Genomic DNA, 25,364 nt, shown 5'->3' with positions numbered 1-25,364 from the left:
TCTCTATTTCTTGAGCATCGGTCATTCGTCCCGAACCGCCGCCGGTTCGACGGTGGGTACCGGCGTCGGCACAGGTGAGTAGAGGTGTCAGGATGGGTAGGTAACGCGGCAGGGGTCGTTGGGCCCGGAACGGGGGCTTGCGATGGGGTCGGATCGAGCGTGACGCGACCCAGCACTGACCTGTTCCTCGGCGGCGGCGACACCGGGCGGTTGATGGCCCGACTGGACTGGGCCGACACCCCGCTGGGCCCGGTCGGCGGCTGGCCGCAGAGCCTGCGCGCCGCCGTCCGGATGGTGCTCTCCTCCCGGTACCCCATGCTGCTGCTCTGGGGCGAGAGCTACTCCCAGCTCTACAACGACGCGTACTCGGCGCTGATCGGCGACAAGCACCCCGCCGCGCTCGGCGACGACGTACGGGTGACGCTGGCCGAGGGCTGGCCCGTGCTCGCCCCGCTGATCGAGGAGGCCATGGCGACCGGGGTGGCCAGCTGGGTCCCCGCGCTGCAACTACTGCTGGAGCGGGCCGGCTACCGCGAGGAGGCGTACTTCAGCGTCTCGCACGCCCCGGCCCGCGACGACGACGGCCGCACCGTCGGCGTCCTGACCGTGTGCAGCGAGGTCACCCAGCAGGTGGTCGGCGAACGCCGGCTCCGTCTCCTGCGTGATCTGTCAGTGCTCGGCGACGGGCGCACCGTCGACGTGGACGCCACCGCCGCCCGGCTGATCGACGTGATCGACGGTCACCCCCTGGACGTGCCGTTCGCCGCCATCTACCTGCGCGACGGCACGGCGCTGCGCCGGGTCGCCTGCACCGGCGGCGACCACCGGCACGCTCGGGCCCTGCCGGACGCCGTCGAGCTGACCGACCCGGGTCCGCCCGCGTACGCCTGGGGGCTGCCGGACGCCGCCGAGGGCAGGGCGACCCCGGTGACCGACGTCGCCGACCGGCTGCCGCTGCCCGCCGGCCCGTGGAACGACCCGGTCCGCACCGCGCTGGCGCTGCCGCTGCCCTCCGCCGACGAGGATCAGCCGCTCGGCGTCCTGCTCGCCGGGGTCAGCCCCAGCCGAGGGCTCGACGAGGCGTACCACTCCTTCCACCAACTGCTCGCCCAGCAGATCTCCGTGGCGTTGCGAAACGCCCGCGAGTACGAGGAGGAGCGGCGCCGGGTCGAGGCGATGGCGGAACTGGACCGGGTCAAGACCGACTTCTTCGCCAATGTCAGCCACGAGTTCCGTACCCCGTTGACCCTCATCCTCGGCCCGCTGACCGACGCCCTCACCGACGCCACCGCGCCGTTGGCGGCGGTGCAGCGGGAGCGGGTGGAGACCGGCTGGCGTAACGCCACCCGACTGTTGACGCTGGTCAACAGCCTGCTCACCTTCTCCAGCCTGGAGGCCGGGCGGGCGCGCAGCGACGCCCGGATGGTGGATCTGGCCGCGCTGACCGCCGAACTCGCCGGGGTGTTCCGGGCCGCCGTCGAGCGGGCCGGGCTGACCCTCGAGGTGAGCTGCCCGCCGCTGCCCCGACCGGTCGCGGTCGACCCGGTCAACTGGGAACGCATCGTCACGAACCTGCTCTCCAACGCGCTGAAGTACACGTTCATCGGCCGTATCCGGGTCACCCTGGACACCGACGACGAGGAGGTACGCCTCACCGTCGCGGACACCGGCATCGGCATCGCGGAACGGGACCTGCCGAAACTCTTCGAACGCTTCCACCGGGTACGGGGCGCCCGCTCGCGCAGTCATGAGGGCACCGGCATCGGCCTGGCCCTGGTGCACGAGTTGGCCCGGCTGGAGGGCGGCGACGTACGCGTGACCAGCCAGGTGGGCGTCGGCAGCAGGTTCACAGTGACGCTGCCCTGGTCGGCGGCGCACCGCACCGCGATCACCGGGCCGGCGGTGGACGGGCGGGGTGACGCGGCCCGCGCCGCGGTCGAAGACGCGATCGGCTGGCTCACCGAACCGGACGACGCGCCGACCGAGCCCGATCCCACGTCCGGGGCGGCCACCGACGAGCTGGCCGGGGCCCGGATCCTGCTCGCCGACGACAACGCCGACATGCGGGCGTACCTCACCCGGCTGCTCACCGGGCAGGGCTGGCGGGTGCGAGCCGTCACCGACGGCCGGCAGGCCCTCGACGAGATTCACCGTGATCTGCCCGACCTGGTCCTGACCGACGTGATGATGCCGGTGCTGGACGGCTTCGACCTGGTGCGCCGACTACGCGCCGACCCGACGACCCGGGCGCTGCCGGTGCTGGTGCTCTCCGCCCGTTCGGGTGGGGAGGCCAGCGTGGAGGGCCTGAGCCTGGGTGCCGACGACTACGTGGTCAAACCGTTCGCCGCGGCCGAGTTGATCGCCCGGATCAGGGCCAGCATCCGCCGGGCCCGCGACCGTACCCCTGCCGTGGCCGTCGTCGGCGACCCGCCGACGGTCGCTGCCGCAGCTCCCCCGGCCCGAACCGCCCCGGTCGGTCCCGCCACGCCGAGCCCGACGGTCGACCCCGTCCGCGACGCCGTCGTCATCGAGCCGGCGCCGGCCGAGCCGGACGGGCTGGGCGACCTCCTGGACGTCGGGTGGACGTTCCCGTCCGCGCCGACCTCGGCCGCCGCGATGCGTCGGGACGTCCGGGGCGCGCTGGTCGAGCTGGACGTCGACCCGGACGTGCTGGAAGATCTCCTGCTCGCCGCCTCCGAGGCCATGAACAACGCCGTCGAGCACGCACAGCGACCCAGCCGTCCAGAGGTACGGGTGCGCGTCCAGGTGGGTGGCGGTCTGATCCGGATCTCGATTCGGGACTTCGGTACCTGGCGGGACCGCCGGCCGGCGATGGACCGGGGACGCGGCGCGCTGCTGATGAACGCCTACGGTGATGTGCGGCTGGTCTCCACCGCCGAGGGGACGACGGTGACCATCGAGCGTCGGCTGGCCTGAGCGGCAGCAGCGCGTCAGAGTCGGCGGCCGCTGGCGTCGTGGGCGACGATGCCGTCCAGCCGCTCCCCCGGACTGAGCTGCGCCGGGTCGAACCAGAAGATCATCACCTGCTTGTCGGCGCTCCATGGCACCACTCGGGCGTCGACCTGCCGATCGTCGACAGTGCCGATGATCCGCTTGGCGGGGCCGACGAAGTAGCCGAAGGTGGGCACCGGCGCGGCAGCGCCCTCGTCGTAGCCGATCTGGTGGAACCCGGCGCTGCGGTCACTGCCGCGGACGTCGTTGACCAGGATGTCCGTGCTCAGCGAGCCGTCCGGAGCCTGGCGACCGGCGGCCAGACCGATCGACACCTTGGGTTCGCCGGGCACGGACACCGACGTGAAGTAGTAGACCCTCCGGTCGGTGCCGTGCCACACCTGGGAGTCCACGATCTGGCCCATCGGCTTCGGCTGCGGCACGTCGCGGCCCACCGTCGGCGGCGGCGTGGAGCCCGGCGACTTCTCCGCCCGCGGCGAGACACCGACCGACGGTGGAGCGACGGCGACCGGCTGCGGGCGCTCGGTCGGCGCCGGATCGCCCGGCCCGGACGCGCCGACAGCCACCACGACGACCACGGCGGCCAGGCCGGTCGCGAGCGTCACCGCCCCGGCTCCGGCGACGCGTCGACGGGTACGCAGCCGACGTCCCTCGCGCATCACGGTGGCCAGATCGAGCACGGCGTCGGGGCGCTCGGTCGCCCGCATGGCGTCGCGGAGCCGTTCCAGCTCGCTCATCGGCGCGCCCTCTCGTCGGCCGTGCGGGGCGCGGCGGTGCGCAACTTCTCCAAGGCTCGCGAGCTGGTGCTCTTGACCGTGCCGACGGATACGGAGAGTTCCCGGGCCACCTGCGCCTCGGGCAGGTCGAAGTAGTAACGCAGGACGACGATGGCGCGCTCCCGCGGGCTGAGCGCGCCGAGGATGGTGATCAACCAGCGTCGGGTGGCCACGTCGTCTGCCACGTCGCCGGCCACGTCGCCACGCCGTTGCTCCGGCACCTCGTCGGTCGGGTACTCCCGCATCGGCCGTCGCCACCCGTCGACCAGATGGTTGACCAGCGTGCGGCGGGCGTACCCGTAGGCGTCGTCGTCGTGGATGCGCGACCACGACGCGTAGGTGCGCACCAGCGCGGTCTGCGCGGCGTCCTCGGCCTGGTGGTGGTCACCGGTCATCAGGAACGCGGCGTGCACCAGTCGCGCGGAAGCCGCCCGCGCGAACTCGACGAAATCGGCGTCACCCCGCGCCACCGCGAACCCTCCCCGTGCCACAGAGCTAGAGACGGGCGAGGTCGGCAAAAGGTTGAGCGCTGGGTCACATCAACTTTTCGCCACTGTCACCCGTCTTCTCCTCCGCGCCGCCGCCGAGCGACGCGCGAGGGGAGAGACATGTCGACGAAGGTTACCCGCCGCTGGGGTCCCGCCTCGATGGCGTCACTGCTGGTGGTGGCGCTGCTCACCGGGTGCGGCCTGCCCGCCGCCGGGCAACCCGCCACCGACCCGGTCACCGCCGGACCGCCGCCCGGTGGACCGGCGACATCCGTCGTGCGGCCGACCGTGGCTGCCGAGGTCCGACCCGGGTCCGCCCCCGTCATCCCGGTCAGCTACCCCGCCACCGGCGGTAACCGTTGGTCGGTGGCGCCCGGCGAGACGGCCCCCGGACGCGCGACGGCCGGCAGCTTGCTGCGCTACCGGGTCGCCGTGGAGCGCGATATCCGGGGCCTGCCGGCCACGGACGTCGCCACGGCGGTCACCGCGACGTTGAACGACCCACGCGGGTGGACGGCCGGTGGGGCGTGGCGGTTGCGCCGGGTCGGTGCCGGCGATCCGACCGACTTCACCATCTACCTGGCCACCCCCGGCACCCGCGACACCCTCTGCCAGGACGTGCCGGACGCCTACACCTCCTGCCGCAACGGTGGCCGGGTGGTGCTCAACGTGGCGCGCTGGGTCAAGGGGGTGCCGGGTTACGGCGCGACACTGGAGACCTACCGGCAGTACATGGTCAACCACGAGGTGGGGCACAAACTCGGGCACGGCCACGAACGGTGCCCCGGGCGGGGCCGGCCGGCGCCGGTGATGCAGCAGCAGACGCTGGGCCTGCACGGCTGCACCGCGAACGCCTGGCCGTACCCGAAGGGAAAGGGCCGCTACAGCGGGCCGGTCGGGGCCTACGACGACGCGGTCCCCCGGCGTGAGGGCGCCTACTCGGCATCATGAGGACGGCGTGCCGTCAGGTACGGCGGCGGCGCTCCTGCTCGAGGCGCTCGTCCTGCCGACCCATCTCGTAAATGGCGTTGAGGCTGGTCGGCAGTCGACTGACGTTGTCCGGCACCGGGCCGGGATCCGGCGCGGGCCCCGAGTCCGGTACCGGACCGGGGTCGGGTGCGGCGGCGGGGGCCGGGGCCCGGCGACGCAGGAACAGCAGTGCCAGCACCGCGAGGACCGCCACGACCAGCAGGTACGACGCGGGTGGCCAGGCATTCCGGGTGGGGTTGGCCAGGGCCGGCGGCGGCGTCGGTGCGGGGGTGTCGCCGTCGCGCCAGGGCACGGCGGCCGCACGGGTGCCGGTGCCCTCGCCGGCGGTGGGGCGACCCGGGGCGGCGGGTGCGGGGACGCCGCTCGCCGACCCGGCCGACCTGGGGATCGCGATGCTTTTCACCGGGCTGGGCCGACCGGCGACCGGCGGCCGACTCGGCGTGGCCGCCGCGGTGGGCGTGGCGCTCGGCGTCGGAGCGGCGCTCGGCGTGTCGCCGCCGAGCAGGTCGTCGACGATCTGGCCGATGCCGCCGACGATGTCACCGAGCGGATTCGAGGTGGCCGACGGGGACGGCGCGGGCGCGAGGGCGAGGGTCAGCGCGAGGACGACGACGGTAGGCATGACGCCACCTCCGATATGCCGATATGCCACGCACCGTACCGCGTAGTGGGATCGCGTGGGTGACACCGCACACCGGGGCGACGAACGCGTGTCAGGTTCGAGGACAGCCGGCTGCGCCCTCCTCGCCTACGATGCCAGGAACGCGGCGGGCAGCGAGGGGGCGGCATGGTCGATTTCGCGGTGGACCCGGTTGACATTCGGGAGCGTGCGCGAACCCTTGGCACCACGATCGCTGAGGACTACGCGAACGAGGCGGACGAGTTCGCCCGCAACTCCGCCATCGATGCGCCCGGCTTCGGCATCGCCTTGTCGGCGGCGGAGGCGGCCTACATCCAGCGCGTCGAATTCCTCGTGAAGGACGTGCGGGGTGCTGCGGACGTGTGTCGGCAGATCGGCGAGAAACTCGGCGTCGTCGCGGATCAGTACGAGCGCGCGGAGAACCTGCACGTGGGTGGGTTCGGTGGCACGCCGGTGCCGACGAGCAGTTTCGGCGATGCCTACGGCAGGACCAGTGCTGGCCAGCTCGCCCAGGATCCGGCGCTGCTCGTCGCCGCTGGTGCCTCGATCACGCTGGCGGAGATCGGCGCGATCATGGCTGGCCTGTCGGCCTGCGCCGCGCTGTGCCCGACGTTCATCGTCGGTGTGACCGGCGCGGCCCTGTTCGTGGCCAACCCCATCGGTATCGCCCAGGCCGGTGCCGATCTGATTCGTCACGGCGACAATCTGCAGAAGGCGCTCAACGCGAACTTCGACAAGATCTGCTCGGCGGCGACCGCGACCTGGAAGGGCCAGGGCAAGGACAGCTTCGTCATCATGTCGACCAAGCTCAAGGCCCATCTCGACGAGCTTGGCGCATACATCCGCACCCTCGGCGAGACCCTGCACTCTCTGGACATCGCCCTCACCGGCCTGTGGCTCGCCCTGGGCGCGATGACGGTGCCGTTCCTGACCTGGTTGATCACCATGCGCGGTGCCCAACTCATACCCGGTTTCGCCCCCGCGCTGGAGCCGATCATCCAGGCGGCCGGGGCCGCTGTCGCCGGCTCCACCACCACGATGATCGCCGGGGTGACCGCGCTGGGCGGGCTGGTCCTGGCACTCATCAACGGGCTTGCCAAGGATTTTCTGAAGCTGCTGGCGCTGCCGGACGACGGTGCGGCGGGCACACCGGACCTGACCGAGTTCCGCGTCGGCGAGAACTTCGCCTGACCTCCGCTGTAAGGAGCCTTCGTGATCGACCCAGACGTGCAACGCCGGATCGAAGGGATGGCCGAGCAGGCGACCCGGTTCGCCGCCGCCATGCAGAACCTCAGCGGCGAGGGCACCGACGACGCGGAGCTGGTGCGCGCGACGTGCGACGCGAGCGGTCGCCTCGTCGACATCGACCTGGCGGCGGGCACCAGACGGATGCAGACCTACGAGCTGCGAGAGGCGATCCTTTCCGCCGCTGGCCGGGCCGCCGACGCGGCCAGCGCCAGCCTGGCGGACGCGGTCTCGCAGGTGACCCAGAGCGCCGACGTGTACGGCACCGACGCAGTACGGCAGGCTCAGGAACAGGTCGCCCAGTATCGGCGGCTCGTCGACGCGCAGCAGGACAAACTCGAGCAGCTGCGCGCCGGCCTCGGCCAGCCGTGAGCACCGAGGCGCCCGAGCTGCGCATGCGTCGACGGCTGCTGCGGGTGCTCGGCACGCTGCGGCCGATCAAGGCCGGTTATCAGATGCGCCCGATGACTGTCGGCGGGGTTCTCGGCCTGATGGTCGCCGGGCTCCTGGCCCTTCTCGTGACCGCGCCACTGGCTTCGCTGGTGCCGTGGCTGCCGTTCGTCGCTGTCCCCGCCGTGGTGGTGGCTGTTCCTCTGCTGTTGCTGATCGCGAATATCGGCGCTGGCGCCTGGTACGCCGGCGGCGCCGGGTTTCCGATGCTGTCGGTCACCGACGGGGAGGTCCGCGGCCGACTGCGCGGAGTGTGGGCCGATGAACTGGCCGACGCCGACCCGGATGATCCGGCCTGGTGGGACCTGCGGCTGCCGGCCCGTGCGCTCAGCGGCGTTCGCGTGGAGCACGACAGCCCCGGGGGCCCGCTCCTCGTCCTCGACCTGCCACCCGCGGCAGCGGAGGCGCTGACAGCGAACGCTGACACGCAGAAGCTCGCCGAGCACTGGCGCAGCAGCGTCGACAGCCCCGCCGCGTGGCAGATCGGCCTCTTCGAGGGGCGGTTTCGCCGCGCGCGCCGTCTCCGGGAATTCCTGAAGGCACTCGCCGCCGCGGGTGGCCCGGTCCCTTAACACGCGCCGAGGGGCGGAGGTCGCCTGTAGCGCCTCCGCCCGCAGCGTCCGAGCTGGTCAGACGGGTAGGCCGCCGACCTGGGTGTTGATCCAGGACCGGATGGACGGCAGGTCGACGTAGATGGACGGGCCGGTGGCGCAGGTGGAGTTGTTGTTGCCGGCCCGGCTCGTGGCGCCGATCAGGTTCCACACTCCATTGACCCGGTGCACCTGCGGGCCACCGGAGTCGCCGTAGCAGGCGCCGGAGTTGCCGTTGGTGTTGTTGGTGCAGATCTCGTACGGGCCGTTGATGCCGGAGCACCGGCTGTCGGCCACGATGGACGTGTCGAGCTCGTTGGCCACGGTCGGGGCCGAACCGCAGCCCCGCGGGGCGCAGGTCTGACCCCAGCCGATGATCCGGGTGGCGGTGCCGACCGCGCCGGAGGTGCTCGGGATCGGGGCCGGCGCGTACGTGACCGAGCTGGCCAGTTGCAGCAGCTTCACGTCGACGCTCGGGTGGTTGACCGCCCGGGTCACCTGCACCACGGTCCCGCCGCTGGAACGGTTGACGCTGCCCACCCGCACCGAGGACGGCGTCGAACAGTGCTTGGCGGTGACCGCCCAGTTGCCCTTGATCAGCGTGCCGGTGCAGCCGGAGACGTACACCATGAAGGGGTAGTTCTCCGTGGCCGGCCGGCCGCCGACCACCAGCGGGCTGATGTCCGAGGCGTCGTTCCAGGTGTACGTCGTGCTGGCCGGTGCGGCCAGGGTGCCGGCGAACAGCGAGTTCACCCGGCTCGCCTCGGCGGCGCTGGGGTTGGCGTTGCGGCAGGAGACCGGTGCGCTGCTGCCGGACATCAGGTCGGAACAGAGGCCGGTGCGCCGGTCCGGCAGGCCCAGGATGTGGCCGACTTCGTGGGTGGCGATGCGGGTGCGGTCGTAGCCCTGGTTGACGGCCGTGCGGCCCATCCAGATCCGGCCCGAGCCGAGGCCGGTCGGCTGCGCGCGGGGCCAGCCGTCGTCGACGTAGATGGTGATGCTGGCCGGGGTGCCGGCCAGGAGTCGGACGTTGCTGACCCGGCTGTTCCAGATCTGCGCCGCCTGGTCGAAGTTGGTGCGGAACTCGCCGGTCCGGCTCGCGTCGTAGTAGACGGTCCGGACGGCGGCGGCCGGCGTGCCGGTGGCGAGCTGCATCCCGGCCGCCGCCAGGATCGCCACCAGCATGGCCATCGCCGCGCGTCTCAGTTGTCCTCGGAACATCGGGTACTCCCCTGCGGTCGTCCGGCGGCCATCGGCCGCCGGTCATCGATGTACGCCGATGTTAATGTGACGGCGGTCGATGTTCGGCATAGCGGAAGCGTCATACCGGCAGCGAATCAGTGCCTACCAGGTGCCGAGCACCAGTCGTCCGCCGACCTGGCTGACGGTCGGGACCACCTGCCGTTACTCGGCGGTTACGTCACAGCGAAGCTCCTGTGCCGGGGCAGGACGACGGTGGCGGCAGAGGGTCACCGGCAGCGACGCCGCGACGTGACCCCGGTACCGAACGGAGAAACCACAATGAGGATCAGGAGCACACTGACCGCGTTGACGGTCGTCCTCGCCGGGCTGGTCGCCAGCGCGGGCAGCAGCGCCGCCGAGGGCACCACGACCACAGCGGCGTACTGCGGGATCACCTGGGGCAGCGCGGAGAAGGCGGCCGGCGCGCTGAGCGACGCCCCGCTGATCGATGTACGCACCGGCCGGCACGACTGCTACGACCGGGTCGTCTTCGAGTTCAACGGCCCGGTCGACGGATACGCGGTCGGCTACGGCGAGACGTGGACCGAGGGCGAAGGGCTGGCGCTGTCGCCGTACACCGCTGGCGGGGCGCTGCTGCGGGTCTCGCTGCGGGCCCCGGCGTACGACGACGACCACCTGGGCACCGTGCCCTACGCGGTCGGCGAGCACGTGGCGAATCTGCTGCGCTACCAGACGCTGCGCGACGTGGTCTTCGGCGGCAGCTTCGAGGGCTACAGCACCTTCGCCGTCGGCGTACGGGCGCGGTTGCCGTTCCGGGTGCTCGTGCTCGCCGGCCCCGGCACCCACAGCCGGGTGGTGCTCGACGTCGCCCACCAGTGGTGACCGGGACCGGCCGATCCGCCTGGCCATTCGCCGGACGCGGCGGATGGCCAGGCGACGCGCGACTCACACGTGCAGGGTGGGCCGGTAGACGAGTTCCTGGGTGCGACCGTCGAGGGTCCGGCTCTCGATCAACTCCAGGTCGAAGTCGGCCGCTCCCTGGAAGATCGGCTCGGTACCGGTCTGCCCGGTGATCACTGGAAAGAGCGTCACCTGGACGAGATCGACCAGTCCGGCGGCCATCAGCGCCCGGTTCAACGACAGGCTGCCGTGCGATCGCAGGGGGACGGCGGACTCCTCCTTGAGTCGGGCGACGACGTCGACCGCGTCACCGCGCACGACGGCCCCGTCCGGCCAGTCGAGGGGGCCTTCCAGCGAGTTCGACACCACTGTCGCCGGGAGGTTCCTCATCCGGGTCACCCAGGCGTCGCGGACCTCGGACTCCTCGGTGCTCGCGGCCAGCATCTGCGCGAACACCCGGTACGTGTTGGCCCCGAAGACCATGCGCTGATCCACGCTGTAGACGGACAGGCGGTGTGCGAGCAGTTCAGGGCCCTGCTTTCCCCAGTAGCCGCCCCAGTTTCCACTGGTGGTGCCGAAGCCGTCGAGGCTGGAAAAGACGTCGACGGTGTAGGTGGCGGTCATCATGCTCTCCGTTCACTGGTGAGTTCGTTGCGACGGGTCTCCAGGTAGGCCCGCTCGGTCGCGTTGGTGGCCAGAGCCGCGGCCTGGTCGTAGGCGACTCGGGCCTCTTCGTTGTGTCCGAGCCGGGCGAGCAGTTCGGCTCGGGTGGCGGGCAGCCGGTGGTAGCCCGGTAGGTCGATGCCCTCCAGCGCGGCGAGGGCCACCGCCGGCCCGTGCACCTCGGCGACGGCGACCGCACGGTTGAGCGCCACGACAGGATTTGGCGCGAGCGTGAGGAGTTGGTCGTACAGTGCCAGGACCTGCGGCCAGTCGGTTGCGGCACCGTCGGTGTGCACGGCGCTGATCGCGGCCTGGATCTGGTACGGGCCGGGCCGGTTGCGGCGCAGGCATCGGCGGACCAGGTCGTGGCCCTCGGTGATGAGCTGCCGGTTCCACAGTGACCGGTCCTGGTCGGCCAGCAGCACCAGGTCGCCGGTCGGGCCGAGCCGGGCCGGGCGGCGCGCCTCGGTCAGCAGCAGCAGAGCGAGAAGGCCCAGGGCCTCGGGCTCGTCGGGCATCAACGCGGCGAGTTCACGGGCCAGCCGGATCGCCTCGGCGCACAGGTCCGTTCTGATCAACGGGCCGGCGGTGGAGGCGTAGCCCTCGTTGAACATCAGGTAGAGCACGGTGAGGACGGGCGGCAGCCGGTCCGGCAGCTCATGTTCGGCCGGTACCCGGTACGGGATGGCGGCGTCGCGGATCTTCTTCTTGGCGCGCACGATGCGCTGGGCGACGGTCGCCTCCTGAACCAGGTAGGCGCGGGCGATCGCCGGTACGTCGAGACCGCCCAGCAGGCGCAGGGTGAGCGCCGTCCGCGCCTCCGGGGCCAGCGCCGGGTGACAGCAGGTGAAGATGAGTCGCAGCTGGTCGTCCCGCACCGGTCCCACCTCCGAGGGATCATCCTGGTGATACAGCAGCAGGGCCTGAGCGTGGCGGGCCTCGCGGGTCGACTCCCGCCGAAGACGGTCGACGGCACGGTTGCGTGCGGTGGTCACGATCCAGGCGCCCGGGTTCGGCGGCAGTGTCTGCCACTTCTGCAGCGCCGTGGTGAAGGCGTCCTGGACGGCCTCCTCGGCGAGGTTGATGTCACCGAGGAGGCGGGCCAGGGTGGCGACGCAGCGGCCGTACTCCGCGCGGTAGATTGTCGCCAGGTCCATGTCGGAAGACCGGCTGCCGGTCAGGCCTGCGACAGGTCGTCGAAGGGGCGCACCTCGACCGGGCCGCAGGCCGCCGCGCACCTCTCGGCCCAGGCCAGCGCCGCGTCCAGGTCCGCGCACCTGATGACCCAGAACCCGGCGATGTGCTCCTTCGTCTCGGCGAACGGTCCGTCGCTCATGGCGGTGGTGCCGTTCTCGACCCGGACGACGGTGGCGCTCTCCGGCGAGGTGAGTCCCCCGCCGAAGACCCAGGCGCCCGCGGCCTGCATGTCGTCGTTGATCCGGCCGGTCTCCCTGAACATGGTCTGCGTTTCCTCGTCGGACGGCGTCGGCGAGCCCTCGACGAAGTGCACGGACAGCAGGTACTGCTTCATGACGATCCTCCGGTACTTCGATGGTGGGACGGGTGCAGGTCAGGCGGCCAGGCGGCGCGCGAGGGCGGGGATCACGATCACGGCCGCGACCAGGTGGGTGAGCATCAGCAGCGCCTTGGTGGCCATCCCGGCGTCGGCGATCACGTCCGGCACCAGGGACAGGACCGTCAGCACCACGGTCGTGCGGACGAACGTGACCCGGGGGTGCCGGGCGAAACGCGCCAGCACACCGGCGATCAGCACGCCGATCAGCGAGAAGACAGCGGTCAGCACACCGAACCCCGTCACGGGGATCGGGGCGCCGCCCAGCGCGAGGCTGATCCCGGCCAGATGTCCGACGGCGGCGACGGCCATGGTGGCGACGCTCGCCGCGACAGTGGCGGCGACACCGGTCCGGATCAGCGCACCGACGTTCGGCGTGGTGGCGCGGGTCGTGTTCGCAGTGGCGGTCATCGTGCCCTCCAGTGGGTGTGCGGCCCGTTGCGATGCCGGGCTCTCACCAGGGCTACGAACCGAACCGGTCCCAATCGACAGCACGCCCAGAATTCTTGTCGACGATTTTTCGAGACGACCTCGCCGCCTCGCCGATCATGGAGTTGTGGTGGGTGACAAAGGCGACCGTCAGTCTCCAAAACGGGCACCACAACTCCATGATCGACACCGTCGACCTAAGCCTCGTCGGCCAGGTGCCAGACCTCGCGCATCGGAGCCCACCAGTCCCCCGAGCCGGGCTCGGCAATCGACTCCTGACACGGGTCGGTCACCTTCCACCACTCCTGCGTCTGCGGGTCCGCCTCGATCAGCCGCAGGTCGGCCTCGTAGTCCTCGCCCACGTACTCGTAGTAGCCGAAGAGCAGATCGTCGTGGAGGAAGATGGTGTAGTTGCGGAAGTTCGCCTCGCGCAGCGTTTTCTCCACGCTCGGCCAGACGGCGGCGTGCAACTTCAGGTAGGTCTCCCGCTGCTCGGGGCGGAGTCGGATCACGCAGCCATGACGTTTCACGTCGTGCCCTTTCGTGTGAGCTGATCCAGGGGTGCCGAAAGCACCTGACGTTAGCGGTTCGGCGGCGCTCGGAGGGGGCCAGCCGGCCGCCGATGTCGGCCGTTCCGCCAGGACTACGCACTGTGGCGCCGGGTCTACCCTCGGGTGATGGAGGGCCGCGTGTTGGTGGTCGAGGACGACTTCTCGATCCGGGAGGTCACCGCCCTCGGTCTGCGCCGCGCCGGTTTCCGGGTCGACACCGCTGTGGACGGGCGGCAGGCTCTGGCCGCGTTCCGCGCCCACCCGGTCGACCTCATCGTGCTCGACATCATGCTGCCGGGCCTCGACGGTCTGGAGGTCTGCCGGGAGATCCGGCGCACCAGCCAGGTGCCGATCCTGATGCTGACCGCGCGCACCGACACCATCGACGTGGTGGTCGGGCTGGAGTGCGGCGCGGACGACTATCTGCGCAAGCCCTTCGACCTGCCCGAGCTGGTGGCCCGGGTTCGCTCGGTGCTGCGCAGGGTCAGCCTGCCGACCCCCTCGACCGTCATCGAGGTCGGCGGTCTGGAGATCGACCCGGGCGGCTTCGTGGTCCGCCGGCACGGCCGGGAGGTGGCGCTCACCTCCACCGAGTTCCGCCTCCTTTTGGAGCTGGCCCGCCGGCCCGGTCAGGTCTTCACCCGGGAACTGCTGCTGGACCTGGTCTGGAACCACGACTTCCTCGGCGACTCCCGACTGGTCGACGTGGCGGTGCAGCGGCTACGCGCGAAGGTCGAGGACGACCCGGCGCAGCCACTGCTGATCCGGACCGTACGTGGCGCCGGCTACAAACTGTCGACGGGTTGACGGGGGCGGCGATGGCCGGACGCGCTGTGTTGCCCGGGCGCCTGCGGCGCCGGCTGACGATCGCGTTCGTCCTGGTCGCCGGAGTCTCGGCCGGGCTGCTCGCCGGCGGGACCGGGCTGCTGCTGCGGCAGTCCTGGTTGGACGCGTCGCTGCACGAGGCCGCCGCCGACGCCCGCTACCAGCTCGTTCTCGCTGGGCAGTTCCTGCCGCTGACCGAGCAGCGCAGCACCGAACTGCTCACCAGCTTCGAGGCCAGTGGTCGGCACGTGCTGCTCGTCGACGGCCCGACTCGCGCCTCGCACCCCGCGTACGCCCCGGTGCTGGGCACCCGGTTGCGGGCCGTCGTCGCGGACGGGCGGCTCGGCTATCAGCGCTCCGCGCCAGCGGAGCGTCCTCGGCTGCTGGTGATCGGTGGGCGCATCCCCGGCTCGACCGCCGAGCTGTACGTCCTGACAGTGGAGGACGACGTCGCCACCGACCTGGGTCAGCTACGCACCGCTCTCGTGGCCGGTTGGGTGCTGGTGGTGTTGCTCGCCGCCGCAGTGGGTCACGCGTTGGCGCGCCGGACGTTGGAGCCGGTGGGCCGGGCCAGCCGGGCCGCCCGAGCACTGACCGAAGGGCTGCTCGCCACCCGCCTGCCGGTACGCGGGCGCGACGAGTTCAGCGTCTGGGCGGCGACCTTCAACGAGATGGCCGAGGCACTGGAGTCGAAGATCGCGGCGCTGTCGGCCGCGCAGGCCCGCGAGCGGCGCTTCACCGCCGATGTCGCGCACGAGCTGCGTACCCCGGTGACCGCGTTGGTGGCCGCGGCGTCGCTGCTGCGCGAGCACCTCGACCAACTGCCCGAGGACGCCCGGCCGGCGGCCCGGTTGCTGGTCGGCGACGTGGTCCGACTGCGCCGGTTGGTCGAGGATCTGATGGAGATCTCCCGGCTGGACGCCGGGCAGGAGCAACTGGCCGTCGGGCCGGTCGACGCGTTGGCGCTGCTGCACGACATCGTGGCGGCGCGCGGCTGGTCGCCCCGGGTGCGGGTCACCGGTGCTCCGGTGGCGGCCCGCACCGACCGGCGTCGGCTGGAGCGCGTGCTGGCCAACCTTGTCGCCAACGCGGTCGAGCACGGCGGTGGCGAGATCACGGCCAGCGTGGTGGGCGCCGGGCCTCTGGTCGTCTTCGAGGTGACCGACGAGGGGCCGGGCATCCCGGCCGAGCACCTGCCCCGCGTGTTCGACCGGTTCCACCAGGTCGACCCGTCCCGCTCCGCGCCGGGCAGCGGGCTCGGGCTGGCCATCGCCCGGGAGCACGCCGACGTGCTCGGCGGCGCGTTGAGCGTGCGCAGCGAACCGGGCGAGGGCACCCGGTTCCGGCTGGAGTTGCCCGTCGCCGTGCCCGCCGGCCAGCACGGTGACCTGCCGGACCCGGACGACGGCGCCGCCCACCCGGGTCCGGTTGGGCGTACCGCCGGCACGCCAGGTGGTGTGGGGTGACCGGCCGCGGCGCGGTCAGGCTCGGCGCACCGGCGCTGGTCGCGGCGCTCCTGCTCGGCGGCTGCGGCACGTCCCGCTCCGGTGACCTCGGCCTGGCGCCCACCGCGCCGCCGCCGAGCGTCGCACCCACGGACCGGCCGGAACCCACCCCGACCCGGGCCGCGGCACCGACACCACGAGCCACGAACCGGCCGCCGGGTCCGTCGACGACGGCGTCCACCGGCACGCACCGGCTGGACCCGGTGACAGTGGAGCTGTGGTACGTCCGCGCCGGGCTGCTGGTGCCGACCCGGCGCACCCGGCCGGGCACTGTCGCGACGTCCCGGCTGGCGCTGACGGAACTGGCCGCCGGGCCGACCCCGGCCGAGGCCGCCACCGGGATGATCACCCTGCTTCCGGCCGGGGTCGAGGTCACCCGCATCGCCGACGGCATGGCGACGCTGCGGGTGCCGTCCGTCGGCGACCCGGCAACCCAGCGGCTGCGCGAGGCGCAGGTGGTGTGGACGCTCACCCAGTTCCCCAGCGTGCGTCAGGTCCGCCTCGACGACGCGGCCCCGGTCGACCGGGCGGACTACGCGGACCTGCTGCCACCGATCGTGGTCACCGGCCCGATCCCCGGTGAGCGCGTCTCCGCTCCCCTCGTCGTCACCGGCACCGCCACCGTGTTCGAGGCGACGGTGAGCGTCCGGGTGCTGGACGCCGCCGGCCGGCAGGTGGCCACCGGTTTCGGCGCCGCCAGTTGCGGCAGCGGCTGCCGGGGCGGCTACCGCGTCGTGGTCGGGTGGCGCACGGTCCGCGAGCAGAAGGGCACCGTCGAGGTGTACGAGGTGTCGGCCGAGAACGGCGAGCGGATCCACACGATGGCAGTGCCGGTGGTCCTCGCACCTCGCAACTGACCGCCCTGCCCGAGAGGGTGTTAACCCGGTGCGTCATCCATTTGTCGACATCGACATGCGGGCCTGACGTCTACCCGACAGAGCGGCTCCTCGTCGGCATTCTCCGGGCTGGCGCGGCCAATCGGCGAAAGCGCAGGTCACACGCCATGGAGCCGGTGAGAACGTCTCCGACACGCCGGCAGCGGGACGGTTCGTCGGACCGGACCGGACGACCGCCCCCGTGAACTTCGAGATTGACCTGCACAGACATGTTTGCCAACGTGAGCGCGTCGTTGCGCAGAGTCATATTCGCTGTTCAGCGCTGTGGCGATCGGCCGTATCGGAGTCGCGTCGGTCGCCGCGACAGCCTCACCATCCCTCACAGAGCGGAGATACATCATGTCCGGTGGCAGCCTTCCCCGTACCGGTATGGGCGTTGTCACGATCGGCGGCGCGGCCGGTATCGGCGGCTACGCCCTCCCCCTGCCGCTCACCATCGCCCTCACCGGAGCGACCGCCGTCCTCGTCGGCTTCATCATGATCCGAATGACGTTCCGTCGTCAGCAGTCGGTCGGACAGTGACCGCGAGCGTCACGAGGGGTCGTGTCCTGTTCGCCGCGGCGGTCGTCCTGGCCGCCGCGGCGGCGTGGACCGCCCATCACGTCCTCGCCGTGATCGGCGCCATCGACGGAGGCGGTCACCGCTTCACCTTCGCGTACGCCACCATGTTTCTGCTGCTGATCTGGCAGCTCGGCACCTCCTATCTGGAGAAGCCCGCCGTGGTCACCGACCGGATGCAGGGGCACCTCGACGCTCTGCACGTGGTGGGTATCGTGCCGGCGTACAACGAGGATCCGGGCGCGCTGCGGGCCTGCCTCGAATCCATGATCTTCCAAACGCGCAAACCAGACACCATCTACGTGGTGGACGACGGGTCGAAGCTGACCGAGGGCTACCAGCCGGTCAAGCGGTGGTTTCTCGACGTCGCCCCCGTACACGGGATCATCGCCGCCTGGCACATCCAACCCAATGCCGGGAAGCGGCACGCCCAGGCCGCCGCGGTGCGGTCGACACCGGCAGCCGACATCTACTGGACGGTGGACTCGGACACCATCTCGGACCCGAACGCCCTCCGGGAGTTGTTGAAGCCCTTCGCCGACCCGGCGGTGCAGTCCGTCGCGGGGGTGGTGATGGCCGCGAATGTGCGCAGCAGCTTCCTCACCCGGTTCACCGACCTGTGGCTGGTGACCGGGCAGCTCACCGACCGGTCGTCGCTGTCGGTGTTCGGGTGTGTGTGGGTGAACTCGGGCCCGATCGCCGCCTACCGCGCGGAGGTGGTTCGCGACAACCTCGGTGCGTATCTGACGGAGACGTTCTTCGGCCAGCGGGTGCCCTTCTCCGACGACTCCCTCCTCACCCTCTTCGCGATGGTCCGGGGACGCACCGTGCAGCAGCCGTCGGCGTTCGCGTTCTCCCTCATGCCGGAGAACGCAGGGCACTTCTGCCGGATGTTCCTACGCTGGATGCGCGGCAGCTTCATCAGGACCTGGTGGCGGGTCCGGTACCTGTCGTTGCGGTCGATCGCGTGGTGGCTGCATCTGCTGCGCTGGGCGGCCACGGTGGTCGCGACGGTGCTGTTCGTGGCGGTGGCGGTCCTGTCGCCGATCATCGACCCCGATCCGCGGGCGATTCCGTGGCTGGTGGCTGTGCCGCTGATCGTGGGGTACGGACAGGCGCTCCGCTACATGACGGTGCGACGATCGGACCAGTCGACGGCGTACCAGTGGGGCACCTGGCTCCTCACGCCCGTCGCTGTGGTGTTCGCCCTGGTCGTGCTGCGGGCGATCCGCTGGTACGGCGTCGCCACCTGCTGGCGCACCGGCTGGGGCACCCGCAAGAAGGTGGAAGTGGCGCTGGGTTCCTGACCACGACCCGGGCCGATCCTGACAGCCGGGCTGACTCCAGGTGAAACGTCACCGTTTCGTCGGCCGAGTGCGAGGCAACTCACGAAACCCTGCACGACCAGCCAACCGCGAACTATGGTCAGTACGACATCGTTTCGCGGGGGGTCGAGATGCTGGGTGGTCAACAGGTGGGCGCGGGCGCCGGGGTGCCGGCAGCCCGGGCTCCGCGCTGCACCGACAGCGACCTGTTCACCGTCGTCATCGACACCCTGCGCGAGGTCGGCTACGACCGGATGACCATCGACGCCGTCGCCGCCCGCGCCCACGTCAGCAAGGCCACCATCTACCGACGCTGGGACGGCAAGGCCGAGCTGGTCGTCGCCGCCCTGCGCGACCGGCAGGTGGGTGTTCACAACCCGCCCGACACCGGCTCCCTTCGCGGCGACCTGATCGAGTTGCTGCGGGCCACGGCCGCGATCTGCACGGCCGACTGTGACCTCATGCAAGCGTTGACCTTCGCCATGCGGACCAACCCGGAGCTGGAACGCCTGGTGCGTCACCAGGTGCTGCCGGCCGGGCGGGTGGCAACCACCGCCATCCTGGTCCGGGCCGCGTCGCGCGGGGAGATTCCGCCGGAGGCCGGCGAGCGGGAGCTGTTCCACGATCTGGCGCCCGCGCTCACCATGTCCCGCATCGTCGCGCACGGCCTACCCGCCGATGACGCGTTCCTCACCCAGGTCGTCGACCAGGTGCTGATCCCGGTACTCCGCTATCAGCACGACCGTCCCTCGCCGGCCTGATTCACCGATATTCGCAACACGGAAGGCTTCACCATGCCCGGAACCACCTCGACCGCGCCCGGCGCGCCCAACGCCGGGCCGTCGACTGGCGCACCGCACCCGCGGCGCTGGATCGCGCTGGCGGTCATCGCGGTCTCACAGCTGATGGTCGTCCTGGACGCCACGATCGTGAACATCGCGCTGCCGCAGGCCCAGGCCGACCTGGGGATCACCGACGCGAACCGGCAGTGGGTGATCACCGCCTACACGCTGGCCTTCGGTGGTCTGCTGCTGCTCGGCGGTCGGATCGCGGACTACTGGGGGCGCAAGCGCACCTTCCTGGTCGGCATGACCGGTTTCGCGCTCGCCTCCGCCCTGGGCGGACTGGCCACCACCGGTGAGATGCTCTTCGCCGCCCGCGCGTTGCAGGGTGCCTTCGGCGCGCTGCTCGCCCCGGCCGCGCTGGCGCTGCTCACCGTCCTGTTCACCGAGGCCACCGAGCGGGCCAAGGCCTTCGCGGTGTACGGCGCGATCGCCGGCGGCGGGTCGGCGGTCGGCCTGCTGCTCGGCGGTGTGCTCACCGAGTACGCCGACTGGCGCTGGTGCCTGCTGGTCAACATCCCGGTCGCCGCCATCGCCATCGCGTTCGCGCTGCCACTGGTGCCGGAGAGCCGGGCCCACGGCAACACCCGCTACGACGTACCCGGTGCGATCCTGGTGACCGCCGGCCTGGTCTCCCTGGTTTACGGCTTCACCAAGGCCGCCGAGGACGGCTGGGACGCCACCGCGACGCTCGCTTTCATCGCCGCGGGCGTGGTGCTGCTCGCCGCCTTCGTGGTGGTCGAGCTGCGCTCCAGCCACCCGCTGCTGCCCCTGCGGATCGTGCTGGACCGTAACCGGGGTGGGGCGTTCCTCACCTCGACGCTGATCGGCGCCGGCCTGTTCGGGGCGTTCCTCTTCCTGACCTTCTACTTCCAGGTGGTGTTGCAGTACAAGCCCCTCGAAGCCGGTCTCGCATCCCTGCCGGTCACCGCCGGTGTGCTGATCGCCGCGGGTGGCGCCAGCCAGCTGATGCCCCGGTTGGGTGCCAAGCCGCTGATGGTCGCCGGTTCGGTGCTCGCCGCCCTGGGCATGCTGGTGCTGACCCAGATCGACGTGGACACCTCCTTCCTCACCCACCTGCTGCCCGCGCAGGTCGTCCTGGGCCTGGGGCTGGGCTTCACCTTCGTCCCGCTGTCCAGCCTCGCCCTGGTCGGGGTGCCGGAGCACGACGCCGGCGCGGCCAGCGCGACGCTCAACGCCACCCAGCAGATCGGTGGCTCGCTCGGCACCGCGCTGCTGAACACCTTCTACACCAGCGCGGTCGCCGCCTATCTGGTCGGCCGGGCGCCGAATCCGGTCAACCAGGTCGAGGCGCTGGTGCACGGCTACCGGGTGGCCTTCGCCTGGGGCGCGGCGCTGATCGTGCTCGCCGGACTGGCCACCCTGGTCCTGGTGAAGGTCCGCAAGGAGGACATCCCGACCGGCAACACAGTGCACATGGGCTGAGCCTGACCGACGTGGCCGCCGGCCGGAACGCGCCCGACACCGGGGCGGGCCGGCCGGCGGCCACGTCCGGTAGCGTCCGGACCATCGTCGAAAAATCCGTTTGAGGAGATCCATGTCGACCCCTGCTGACCAGATCATCACCGCTCTGCGCGCGGGCCACGAGGAGCTCGCCGCGCTCGTACGGGACCTCAAGGAGGACGACCTGGTGCGTCCGTCGGGGGCCAGCGAGTGGCAGGTCTCCCAGGTGCTGAGCCACCTGGGCAGCGGCGCCGAGATCAACCTGGCGACGCTGGACGCTGCCCGTTCCGGCGCGCCCGGCCCGGACGGGGACTTCAACCGTGGCGTCTGGGCGCGCTGGGACGCGATGTCCCCGGCCGAGCACGCCGCCGGGTTCCTCGCCACCAACGAACGGCTGGTCGAGGCGTACGAGGCGCTGGACGCCGAGACCCGGGCCTCGATGCGGATCGACCTCGGCTTCCTGCCGGAGCCGGTCGACGTGGCCACCGCGGCCCGCTTCCGGCTCAGCGAGTTCGCCCTGCACCAGTGGGACGCCGAGGTGGCGTTCAACAGGTTCGCGGCGGTGACGCCGGGGGCGGTGGCGCTGCTGCTCGACCAGATCGGCGGCATGCTGGCCTGGACCAGCCGGCCCCAGGAGCTGGCCGGCCGGGAGGCCACGGTGCTGGTCCGGCTGCACGCGCCCGAGCGGACGTTCGGGCTGCGGCTGGGCGAGAAGGTCGAGATCGTCGACGCGCCGGAGCGCCCCGACGGGGAGCTGGTGGCCCCGGCCGAGGCGTGGCTGCGGCTGGCCACCGGACGGCTGGGCACTCAGCACACCCCCGACGGGGTGCAGGTGACCGGCCCGGTGACCCTCGACGACCTGCGCCGGGTCTTCGTCGGCTTCTGACCAGCGGCCGTGCGGGCCGGTCTCCCCGGCCCGCACGGCACGTCAGCCCTTCACGCAGACCACCTGCTTGAGGTGCGCGACCACCTCGACCAGGTCCTCCTGCTGGGCCATCACCTCGGTGATGTCCTTGTACGCGCCGGGGATCTCGTCGACCACCCCGGCGTCTTTGCGGCACTCCACCCCGGCGGTCTGCGCGGCCAGGTCCTCCGTGCTGAACGTCCGCTTGGCCTGCGCCCGGGACATCCGACGCCCCGCCCCGTGCGACGCCGAGCAGTACGCGTCCGGGTTCCCCCGCCCTCGCACGATGTACGACCCGGTGCCCATCGACCCGGGGATGATGCCCAGGTCACCCCGGCCGGCCCGGATGGCGCCCTTGCGGGTCACCAGCACGTCCACTCCGTCGTAGCTCTCCTCCGAGACGTAGTTGTGGTGGCAGCTGATGGGCTCGTCGTAGCCGACCTGCGGGAAGTGCTCACGCACCACACCGCAGAGCAGGGCCAGCATGACCGCCCGGTTCCGCCGCGCGTACTCCTGCGCCCACCAGAGATCCCGCCGGTACGCGTCCATCTCCGGCGTTCCGGCGAGGAACACGGCCAGGTCCCGGTCCGGAAGGTCGACGTTGTGCGGAAGCCTTCGGGCCACCCCGATGTGCCGCTCGGCCAGCTCCTTGCCGATGTTGCGGGACCCGGAGTGCAGCATCAGCCAGACCCGCCCCTCGTCCGCGCCGCCCTGCTCCAGGCAGACCTCGATGAAGTGGTTGCCCCCGCCGAGGGTGCCGATCTGCCGCTGCGCCCGCGTCTCCAGCTGCGCCACCCGCCGGTCCAGGCCGGCGAACCGACCCCAGAAGTCGTCCCAGCCGGCCTGCTCCAGGCCCCGGATCCGACGGGTGTCGACCGAGTCCGTGCGCTGGGCGAAGCCGACCGGGATGGTGGCCTCGATCGCGGAGCGCAGCCCGGCCAGGTCGTCCGGCAGGTCGGCGGCGGTCAGCGAGGTACGCACCGCGGACATCCCGCAGCCGATGTCGACGCCGACCGCGGCCGGCGAGACGGCCTGCCGCATCGCGATCACCGAGCCGACCGTGGCGCCCTTGCCGAAGTGCACGTCGGGCATGACGGCGACACCCTGCACCCAGGGCAGCGCGCCGATGTTGCGCAGCTGCTTGGCGGCCTGCGGCTCGATGGCGTACGGGTCGGTCCAGACCCGGACCGGTGCCCGGGTACCGGCGAGGGGGGTGAATCCCATAGTGGTCTCCTTCTGTCGCGCGGCGACCGTTAATGATCATATTTGGCGGCCAGCGGTGGTGCGCGGATACGAAAGGGCCGCCCGATCCCGGTGGGGATGGGCGGCCGGCGGACGCGTCAGCGTCGGCGTCGGCGTCAGTCGCGCCACCCCGGCTCGTTGCGCCGCGCTGGGCGGTAGGCACGGGCGTTGGCGGTGAGCGGCAAAGGGGTGCCGGCGGGGAGCAGACACCAGCGGGCGTCGGTGCGGACACGTCGCGACATGGCGTACTCCCTCCGGGTTGCTCGGTTGACGGTGCACCGACGACAGTAGGAGGGCTGCCGCGCGTCCGCAATGGATATCGACGCTACCGGCCGCCGACCCGGCGCGCGACCGCCAGCAGATACTCCTTGCGATCCAGCGGATTGTTGTCCCAGCGGGCCCGGACGGGGGCGGGGCCACGCACCGGCCGGTAGCAGTCGAACTCGGTCTCCAGCACGCCCTCGCCCCGGGTCAGCGCAGGCAGGCGACGCTCCAGCGCGTGCACCAGACCGGCCGGGATCTCACCCTGCACCAGGTAGGACGCGCCCTGCCCGGTGGCCTCGGTCGGCACCGCGTCCAGCCGGGTGAGCGCGGGCAGCAGCGTGCCGAGGACGTCACCCGGCACCTCCAGCCGGAAGCGGTGTACCGGCTCGTGGACGCGGGTGCCGGCACGAGCGAGTGCGGCCATCAGCACCAACGGGGTGAGATTGCGGAAGTCCCCCGCCGTGCTGGACATGCTCTTGTCGAAGGTGCCGTGGGAATGGCTCTGCCGCGCCCAGTAACCGGCGTGAGTCAACGTCACCTCGCAGTCGGGGACCTCCCACCCGTGAAGGCCCTGGCGCAGGGTTCGGCGGACGGTCTCCTCCACGGCGGTGAAGAAGGCCGGTGGCATCGAACCCAACTCGACGCCGAGCCGAAACGTCACGCCGGCACCGGTCGGCGCCGGCGCGATCCGCAGCCCGACGGTGGCCAGGAACGGGTTGGGCGCCACCGCGATCACCTCCACCGCCCCAGCGACGCCGCACACCCGCTCCACGTGCACCGTGCTGGTTTCCCGGAACGTCACCCCCAGGCCGAAGTCGTCGGCAAGGGTGGCCTGGATGACCTCCTTCTGCACCTCGCCGTAGAGCGACACGGCGATCTCGTGCTGACGGTCGTCCTGCCGCAGGTTGATGAGCGGGTCCTGCTCAGCGAGCTGGATCAGCGCGGCGTGCAGCGCGACCCGGTCTGCGGGGCGCGTCGGCACCACCACGGTCTCCAGGGTGGGTGGCGCGAAGTGGCGGTCGGTGCCGGCACGTTCGGGTGGCACGCCCACCGGGTCGCCGATCCGAGCGCGCCTGAGGCCCCACAACCGGGCGATGTGACCGGCTTCGACCGCCGACGCCACCACGTCGGCCCCTTGGGCGACGACTCGGACGGCAGTGACCAGTTCAGCGTCGACAGCGCCGACGCGGACCCGGTCGCGAACCCGGATCGTGCCGGCGAAGAGCCGGACCACTGCGATCTTCTCTCCGGCTGGACCCCGTTCGATGGCGAACACGGTGCCGGAGACCGGGGCGTCGGCGTCACCCTGGACGGTGGGCAACAGCTCGGTGATCCCGGCGATCAGCGCGTGCACCCCGGCACCTGTGATCGCCGAGCCGGCGTACACGGGCTGCACCAGCGCGCGGCTGGTCCGCGTCGCCAACGCAGCGCGTAGCCGTGAGTACGGCAGCGCGGACGTGTCCGCCACCCAGTCGGCGAGCAGCACGTCGTCCTGGCCGGTGAGTAGGTTGAGCAGCCGGTCGCTGAAGGCGAGGTCGGTGGGCCCGTACGTCGTGCAGTGGGCGCTGCGGGTCCCCGGCATCGCCACCGCGCCCATCGCCACGACGCTCGGCGTGAGCTTCTCCGCGACCGCCTGGAAGACCCGGTCGGGGTCTGCCCCGGCCCGGTCGACCTTGTTGATGAAGATCAGCGTCGGGATGCGCAGCCGGCGCAGAGTTCGCATCAGCACCCGGGTCTGCGGCTGCACCCCCTCCACCGCGGAGATCACCAGCACCGCGCCGTCGAGCACACCCAGCACCCGCTCGACCTCGGCGATGAAGTCCGGGTGACCGGGCGTGTCGATCAGGTTGACTGTCACGTCGTCCAGCACGAAGGAGACGACAGCCGAGCGGATGGTGATCCCGCGTTGCCGTTCCAGTGCCAGGGTGTCGGTCTGGGTGCTGCCCGCGTCGACACGGCCGAGCTGGTCGGTCACACCGACGTCGTGCAACAGCCGCTCGGTCAGGCTGGTCTTACCGGCATCGACGTGAGCCAGGATGCCGAGGTTCAGGGTTTTCACGCAGCGTCA

Annotated in this window: 26 protein-coding genes; 14 read left to right on the top strand and 12 right to left on the bottom strand. The window is 71.5% G+C overall.

Annotated elements, in window-relative coordinates; all coding sequences use genetic code 11:
* Positions 1-159: 159 nt before the first annotated feature.
* Positions 160-2,937 (top strand): ATP-binding protein, encoded by a 2,778-nt coding sequence (locus ACLQ3F_RS29165; protein ID WP_425852714.1) that lies wholly within the window; start codon positions 160-162, stop codon positions 2,935-2,937.
* A gap of 14 nt (positions 2,938-2,951) precedes the next feature.
* Here ACLQ3F_RS29165 and ACLQ3F_RS29160 read toward each other — a convergent pair whose 3' ends face one another.
* On the bottom strand, positions 2,952-3,710 hold the full coding sequence (locus ACLQ3F_RS29160; protein WP_425852713.1) for a hypothetical protein: 759 nt from the start codon (positions 3,708-3,710) through the stop codon (positions 2,952-2,954).
* On the bottom strand, positions 3,707-4,219 hold the full coding sequence (locus tag ACLQ3F_RS29155; protein ID WP_425852712.1) for a SigE family RNA polymerase sigma factor: 513 nt from the start codon (positions 4,217-4,219) through the stop codon (positions 3,707-3,709). The genes ACLQ3F_RS29160 and ACLQ3F_RS29155 overlap by 4 nt, the downstream gene beginning before the upstream one ends.
* Before the next feature lie 138 nt (positions 4,220-4,357).
* Between ACLQ3F_RS29155 and ACLQ3F_RS29150 the strand changes: the two genes are divergently transcribed.
* Positions 4,358-5,188: a DUF3152 domain-containing protein gene (locus ACLQ3F_RS29150; protein WP_357203990.1), complete on the top strand. Its 831-nt coding sequence runs from the start codon at positions 4,358-4,360 to the stop codon at positions 5,186-5,188.
* A 13-nt stretch (positions 5,189-5,201) separates the two neighbouring features.
* Here the strand turns inward: ACLQ3F_RS29150 and ACLQ3F_RS29145 are convergent, their stop codons facing one another.
* Complete coding sequence (locus tag ACLQ3F_RS29145; protein ID WP_425852710.1) at positions 5,202-5,849, bottom strand: hypothetical protein; 648 nt, start codon at positions 5,847-5,849, stop codon at positions 5,202-5,204.
* A 165-nt stretch (positions 5,850-6,014) separates the two neighbouring features.
* Here ACLQ3F_RS29145 and ACLQ3F_RS29140 point away from each other — a divergent pair, with 165 nt between their 5' ends.
* The 3 genes from ACLQ3F_RS29140 to ACLQ3F_RS29130 are packed head-to-tail and all read left to right on the top strand — an operon-like array spanning position 6,015 to position 8,134.
* Positions 6,015-7,058, top strand: coding sequence for a hypothetical protein (locus tag ACLQ3F_RS29140; protein ID WP_425852708.1), 1,044 nt, complete (start codon positions 6,015-6,017; stop codon positions 7,056-7,058).
* Between the two features lie 21 nt (positions 7,059-7,079).
* Positions 7,080-7,484, top strand: coding sequence for a YbaB/EbfC family nucleoid-associated protein (locus ACLQ3F_RS29135; RefSeq protein WP_425852706.1), 405 nt, complete (start codon positions 7,080-7,082; stop codon positions 7,482-7,484).
* Positions 7,481-8,134, top strand: coding sequence for a hypothetical protein (locus ACLQ3F_RS29130; protein ID WP_425852704.1), 654 nt, complete (start codon positions 7,481-7,483; stop codon positions 8,132-8,134). The genes ACLQ3F_RS29135 and ACLQ3F_RS29130 overlap by 4 nt, the downstream gene beginning before the upstream one ends.
* Positions 8,135-8,191: 57 nt before the next feature.
* Here ACLQ3F_RS29130 and ACLQ3F_RS29125 read toward each other — a convergent pair whose 3' ends face one another.
* Positions 8,192-9,307: a snapalysin family zinc-dependent metalloprotease gene (locus ACLQ3F_RS29125; protein ID WP_425852798.1), complete on the bottom strand. Its 1,116-nt coding sequence runs from the start codon at positions 9,305-9,307 to the stop codon at positions 8,192-8,194.
* Between the two features lie 366 nt (positions 9,308-9,673).
* Here ACLQ3F_RS29125 and ACLQ3F_RS29120 point away from each other — a divergent pair, with 366 nt between their 5' ends.
* Entirely contained in the window at positions 9,674-10,237 is a 564-nt protein-coding gene (locus ACLQ3F_RS29120) for an AMIN-like domain-containing (lipo)protein (protein ID WP_425852703.1), read from the top strand.
* A gap of 63 nt (positions 10,238-10,300) precedes the next feature.
* Here the strand turns inward: ACLQ3F_RS29120 and ACLQ3F_RS29115 are convergent, their stop codons facing one another.
* The 5 genes from ACLQ3F_RS29115 to ACLQ3F_RS29095 all read right to left on the bottom strand — a co-directional run bounded on the left by ACLQ3F_RS29115 (position 10,301) and on the right by ACLQ3F_RS29095 (position 13,432).
* The gene (locus ACLQ3F_RS29115; RefSeq protein ID WP_396796820.1) at positions 10,301-10,879 is read right to left on the bottom strand and encodes a dihydrofolate reductase family protein; all 579 of its coding nucleotides are present in this window, start codon (positions 10,877-10,879) and stop codon (positions 10,301-10,303) included.
* Complete coding sequence (locus tag ACLQ3F_RS29110; protein ID WP_425852701.1) at positions 10,879-12,075, bottom strand: RNA polymerase sigma factor; 1,197 nt, start codon at positions 12,073-12,075, stop codon at positions 10,879-10,881. Before ACLQ3F_RS29110 ends, ACLQ3F_RS29115 begins: the two co-directional genes overlap by 1 nt.
* 20 nt (positions 12,076-12,095) lie before the next feature.
* Positions 12,096-12,449 carry a YciI family protein gene (locus ACLQ3F_RS29105; RefSeq protein ID WP_425852699.1) on the bottom strand — a complete coding sequence of 118 codons (354 nt, stop codon included), beginning with the start codon at positions 12,447-12,449 and terminating at the stop codon, positions 12,096-12,098.
* A gap of 39 nt (positions 12,450-12,488) precedes the next feature.
* Positions 12,489-12,902, bottom strand: coding sequence for a DUF6069 family protein (locus ACLQ3F_RS29100; protein WP_425852697.1), 414 nt, complete (start codon positions 12,900-12,902; stop codon positions 12,489-12,491).
* 215 nt (positions 12,903-13,117) lie between these two features.
* Positions 13,118-13,432, bottom strand: coding sequence for an L-rhamnose mutarotase (locus ACLQ3F_RS29095; RefSeq protein ID WP_425852696.1), 315 nt, complete (start codon positions 13,430-13,432; stop codon positions 13,118-13,120).
* 165 nt (positions 13,433-13,597) lie between these two features.
* On the opposite strand from ACLQ3F_RS29095, the gene ACLQ3F_RS29090 reads away from it, so the two are divergent.
* From ACLQ3F_RS29090 to ACLQ3F_RS29055, 8 genes are all read left to right on the top strand, one after another.
* The gene (locus tag ACLQ3F_RS29090; protein WP_355009115.1) at positions 13,598-14,278 is read left to right on the top strand and encodes a response regulator transcription factor; all 681 of its coding nucleotides are present in this window, start codon (positions 13,598-13,600) and stop codon (positions 14,276-14,278) included.
* Between the two features lie 11 nt (positions 14,279-14,289).
* Positions 14,290-15,762, top strand: coding sequence for a sensor histidine kinase (locus ACLQ3F_RS29085; protein WP_425852694.1), 1,473 nt, complete (start codon positions 14,290-14,292; stop codon positions 15,760-15,762).
* The gene (locus tag ACLQ3F_RS29080; protein ID WP_425852692.1) at positions 15,759-16,658 is read left to right on the top strand and encodes a Gmad2 immunoglobulin-like domain-containing protein; all 900 of its coding nucleotides are present in this window, start codon (positions 15,759-15,761) and stop codon (positions 16,656-16,658) included. The genes ACLQ3F_RS29085 and ACLQ3F_RS29080 overlap by 4 nt, the downstream gene beginning before the upstream one ends.
* A 378-nt stretch (positions 16,659-17,036) precedes the next feature.
* The gene (locus tag ACLQ3F_RS29075; RefSeq protein ID WP_355009118.1) at positions 17,037-17,219 is read left to right on the top strand and encodes a hypothetical protein; all 183 of its coding nucleotides are present in this window, start codon (positions 17,037-17,039) and stop codon (positions 17,217-17,219) included.
* Positions 17,216-18,562 (top strand): glycosyltransferase, encoded by a 1,347-nt coding sequence (locus ACLQ3F_RS29070; protein WP_425852690.1) that lies wholly within the window; start codon positions 17,216-17,218, stop codon positions 18,560-18,562. The genes ACLQ3F_RS29075 and ACLQ3F_RS29070 overlap by 4 nt, the downstream gene beginning before the upstream one ends.
* Before the next feature lie 149 nt (positions 18,563-18,711).
* Complete coding sequence (locus ACLQ3F_RS29065; protein ID WP_425852688.1) at positions 18,712-19,341, top strand: TetR/AcrR family transcriptional regulator; 630 nt, start codon at positions 18,712-18,714, stop codon at positions 19,339-19,341.
* 33 nt (positions 19,342-19,374) lie between these two features.
* Positions 19,375-20,868 carry an MFS transporter gene (locus ACLQ3F_RS29060; protein ID WP_357264196.1) on the top strand — a complete coding sequence of 498 codons (1,494 nt, stop codon included), beginning with the start codon at positions 19,375-19,377 and terminating at the stop codon, positions 20,866-20,868.
* A gap of 112 nt (positions 20,869-20,980) precedes the next feature.
* Complete coding sequence (locus ACLQ3F_RS29055) at positions 20,981-21,772, top strand: maleylpyruvate isomerase family mycothiol-dependent enzyme (protein ID WP_425852686.1); 792 nt, start codon at positions 20,981-20,983, stop codon at positions 21,770-21,772.
* A gap of 42 nt (positions 21,773-21,814) precedes the next feature.
* Here the strand turns inward: ACLQ3F_RS29055 and ACLQ3F_RS29050 are convergent, their stop codons facing one another.
* The 3 genes from ACLQ3F_RS29050 to ACLQ3F_RS29040 all read right to left on the bottom strand — a co-directional run bounded on the left by ACLQ3F_RS29050 (position 21,815) and on the right by ACLQ3F_RS29040 (position 25,355).
* The gene (locus tag ACLQ3F_RS29050; RefSeq protein ID WP_355009123.1) at positions 21,815-23,014 is read right to left on the bottom strand and encodes an RtcB family protein; all 1,200 of its coding nucleotides are present in this window, start codon (positions 23,012-23,014) and stop codon (positions 21,815-21,817) included.
* A gap of 134 nt (positions 23,015-23,148) precedes the next feature.
* The gene (locus tag ACLQ3F_RS29045) at positions 23,149-23,274 is read right to left on the bottom strand and encodes a hypothetical protein (protein WP_357204657.1); all 126 of its coding nucleotides are present in this window, start codon (positions 23,272-23,274) and stop codon (positions 23,149-23,151) included.
* A gap of 83 nt (positions 23,275-23,357) precedes the next feature.
* Positions 23,358-25,355, bottom strand: a complete 1,998-nt coding sequence (locus tag ACLQ3F_RS29040) for a GTP-binding protein (RefSeq protein WP_425852684.1) — start codon at positions 25,353-25,355, stop codon at positions 23,358-23,360.
* Positions 25,356-25,364 lie beyond the last annotated feature (9 nt).

Source organism: Micromonospora sp. DT15 (assembly GCF_049841475.1).
Taxonomy (GTDB): domain Bacteria; phylum Actinomycetota; class Actinomycetes; order Mycobacteriales; family Micromonosporaceae; genus Micromonospora.
Note: the sequence above shows the minus strand (reverse complement) of the source record. Positions and strands in the feature narration are given on the sequence as shown.

Coding starts and splice junctions, on each gene's coding strand:
- ACLQ3F_RS29050 (WP_355009123.1), bottom strand. CDS start 23,014: ATGGGATTCACCCCCCTCGCCGGTACCCGGGCACCGGTCCGGGTCTGG.
- ACLQ3F_RS29110 (WP_425852701.1), bottom strand. CDS start 12,075: ATGGACCTGGCGACAATCTACCGCGCGGAGTACGGCCGCTGCGTCGCC.
- ACLQ3F_RS29120 (WP_425852703.1), top strand. CDS start 9,674: ATGAGGATCAGGAGCACACTGACCGCGTTGACGGTCGTCCTCGCCGGG.
- ACLQ3F_RS29045 (WP_357204657.1), bottom strand. CDS start 23,274: ATGTCGCGACGTGTCCGCACCGACGCCCGCTGGTGTCTGCTCCCCGCC.
- ACLQ3F_RS29140 (WP_425852708.1), top strand. CDS start 6,015: ATGGTCGATTTCGCGGTGGACCCGGTTGACATTCGGGAGCGTGCGCGA.
- ACLQ3F_RS29055 (WP_425852686.1), top strand. CDS start 20,981: ATGTCGACCCCTGCTGACCAGATCATCACCGCTCTGCGCGCGGGCCAC.
- ACLQ3F_RS29065 (WP_425852688.1), top strand. CDS start 18,712: ATGCTGGGTGGTCAACAGGTGGGCGCGGGCGCCGGGGTGCCGGCAGCC.
- ACLQ3F_RS29060 (WP_357264196.1), top strand. CDS start 19,375: ATGCCCGGAACCACCTCGACCGCGCCCGGCGCGCCCAACGCCGGGCCG.
- ACLQ3F_RS29150 (WP_357203990.1), top strand. CDS start 4,358: ATGTCGACGAAGGTTACCCGCCGCTGGGGTCCCGCCTCGATGGCGTCA.
- ACLQ3F_RS29115 (WP_396796820.1), bottom strand. CDS start 10,879: ATGACCGCCACCTACACCGTCGACGTCTTTTCCAGCCTCGACGGCTTC.
- ACLQ3F_RS29085 (WP_425852694.1), top strand. CDS start 14,290: ATGGCCGGACGCGCTGTGTTGCCCGGGCGCCTGCGGCGCCGGCTGACG.
- ACLQ3F_RS29105 (WP_425852699.1), bottom strand. CDS start 12,449: ATGAAGCAGTACCTGCTGTCCGTGCACTTCGTCGAGGGCTCGCCGACG.
- ACLQ3F_RS29160 (WP_425852713.1), bottom strand. CDS start 3,710: ATGAGCGAGCTGGAACGGCTCCGCGACGCCATGCGGGCGACCGAGCGC.
- ACLQ3F_RS29125 (WP_425852798.1), bottom strand. CDS start 9,307: ATGCAGCTCGCCACCGGCACGCCGGCCGCCGCCGTCCGGACCGTCTAC.
- ACLQ3F_RS29075 (WP_355009118.1), top strand. CDS start 17,037: ATGTCCGGTGGCAGCCTTCCCCGTACCGGTATGGGCGTTGTCACGATC.
- ACLQ3F_RS29145 (WP_425852710.1), bottom strand. CDS start 5,849: ATGCCTACCGTCGTCGTCCTCGCGCTGACCCTCGCCCTCGCGCCCGCG.
- ACLQ3F_RS29090 (WP_355009115.1), top strand. CDS start 13,598: ATGGAGGGCCGCGTGTTGGTGGTCGAGGACGACTTCTCGATCCGGGAG.
- ACLQ3F_RS29100 (WP_425852697.1), bottom strand. CDS start 12,902: ATGACCGCCACTGCGAACACGACCCGCGCCACCACGCCGAACGTCGGT.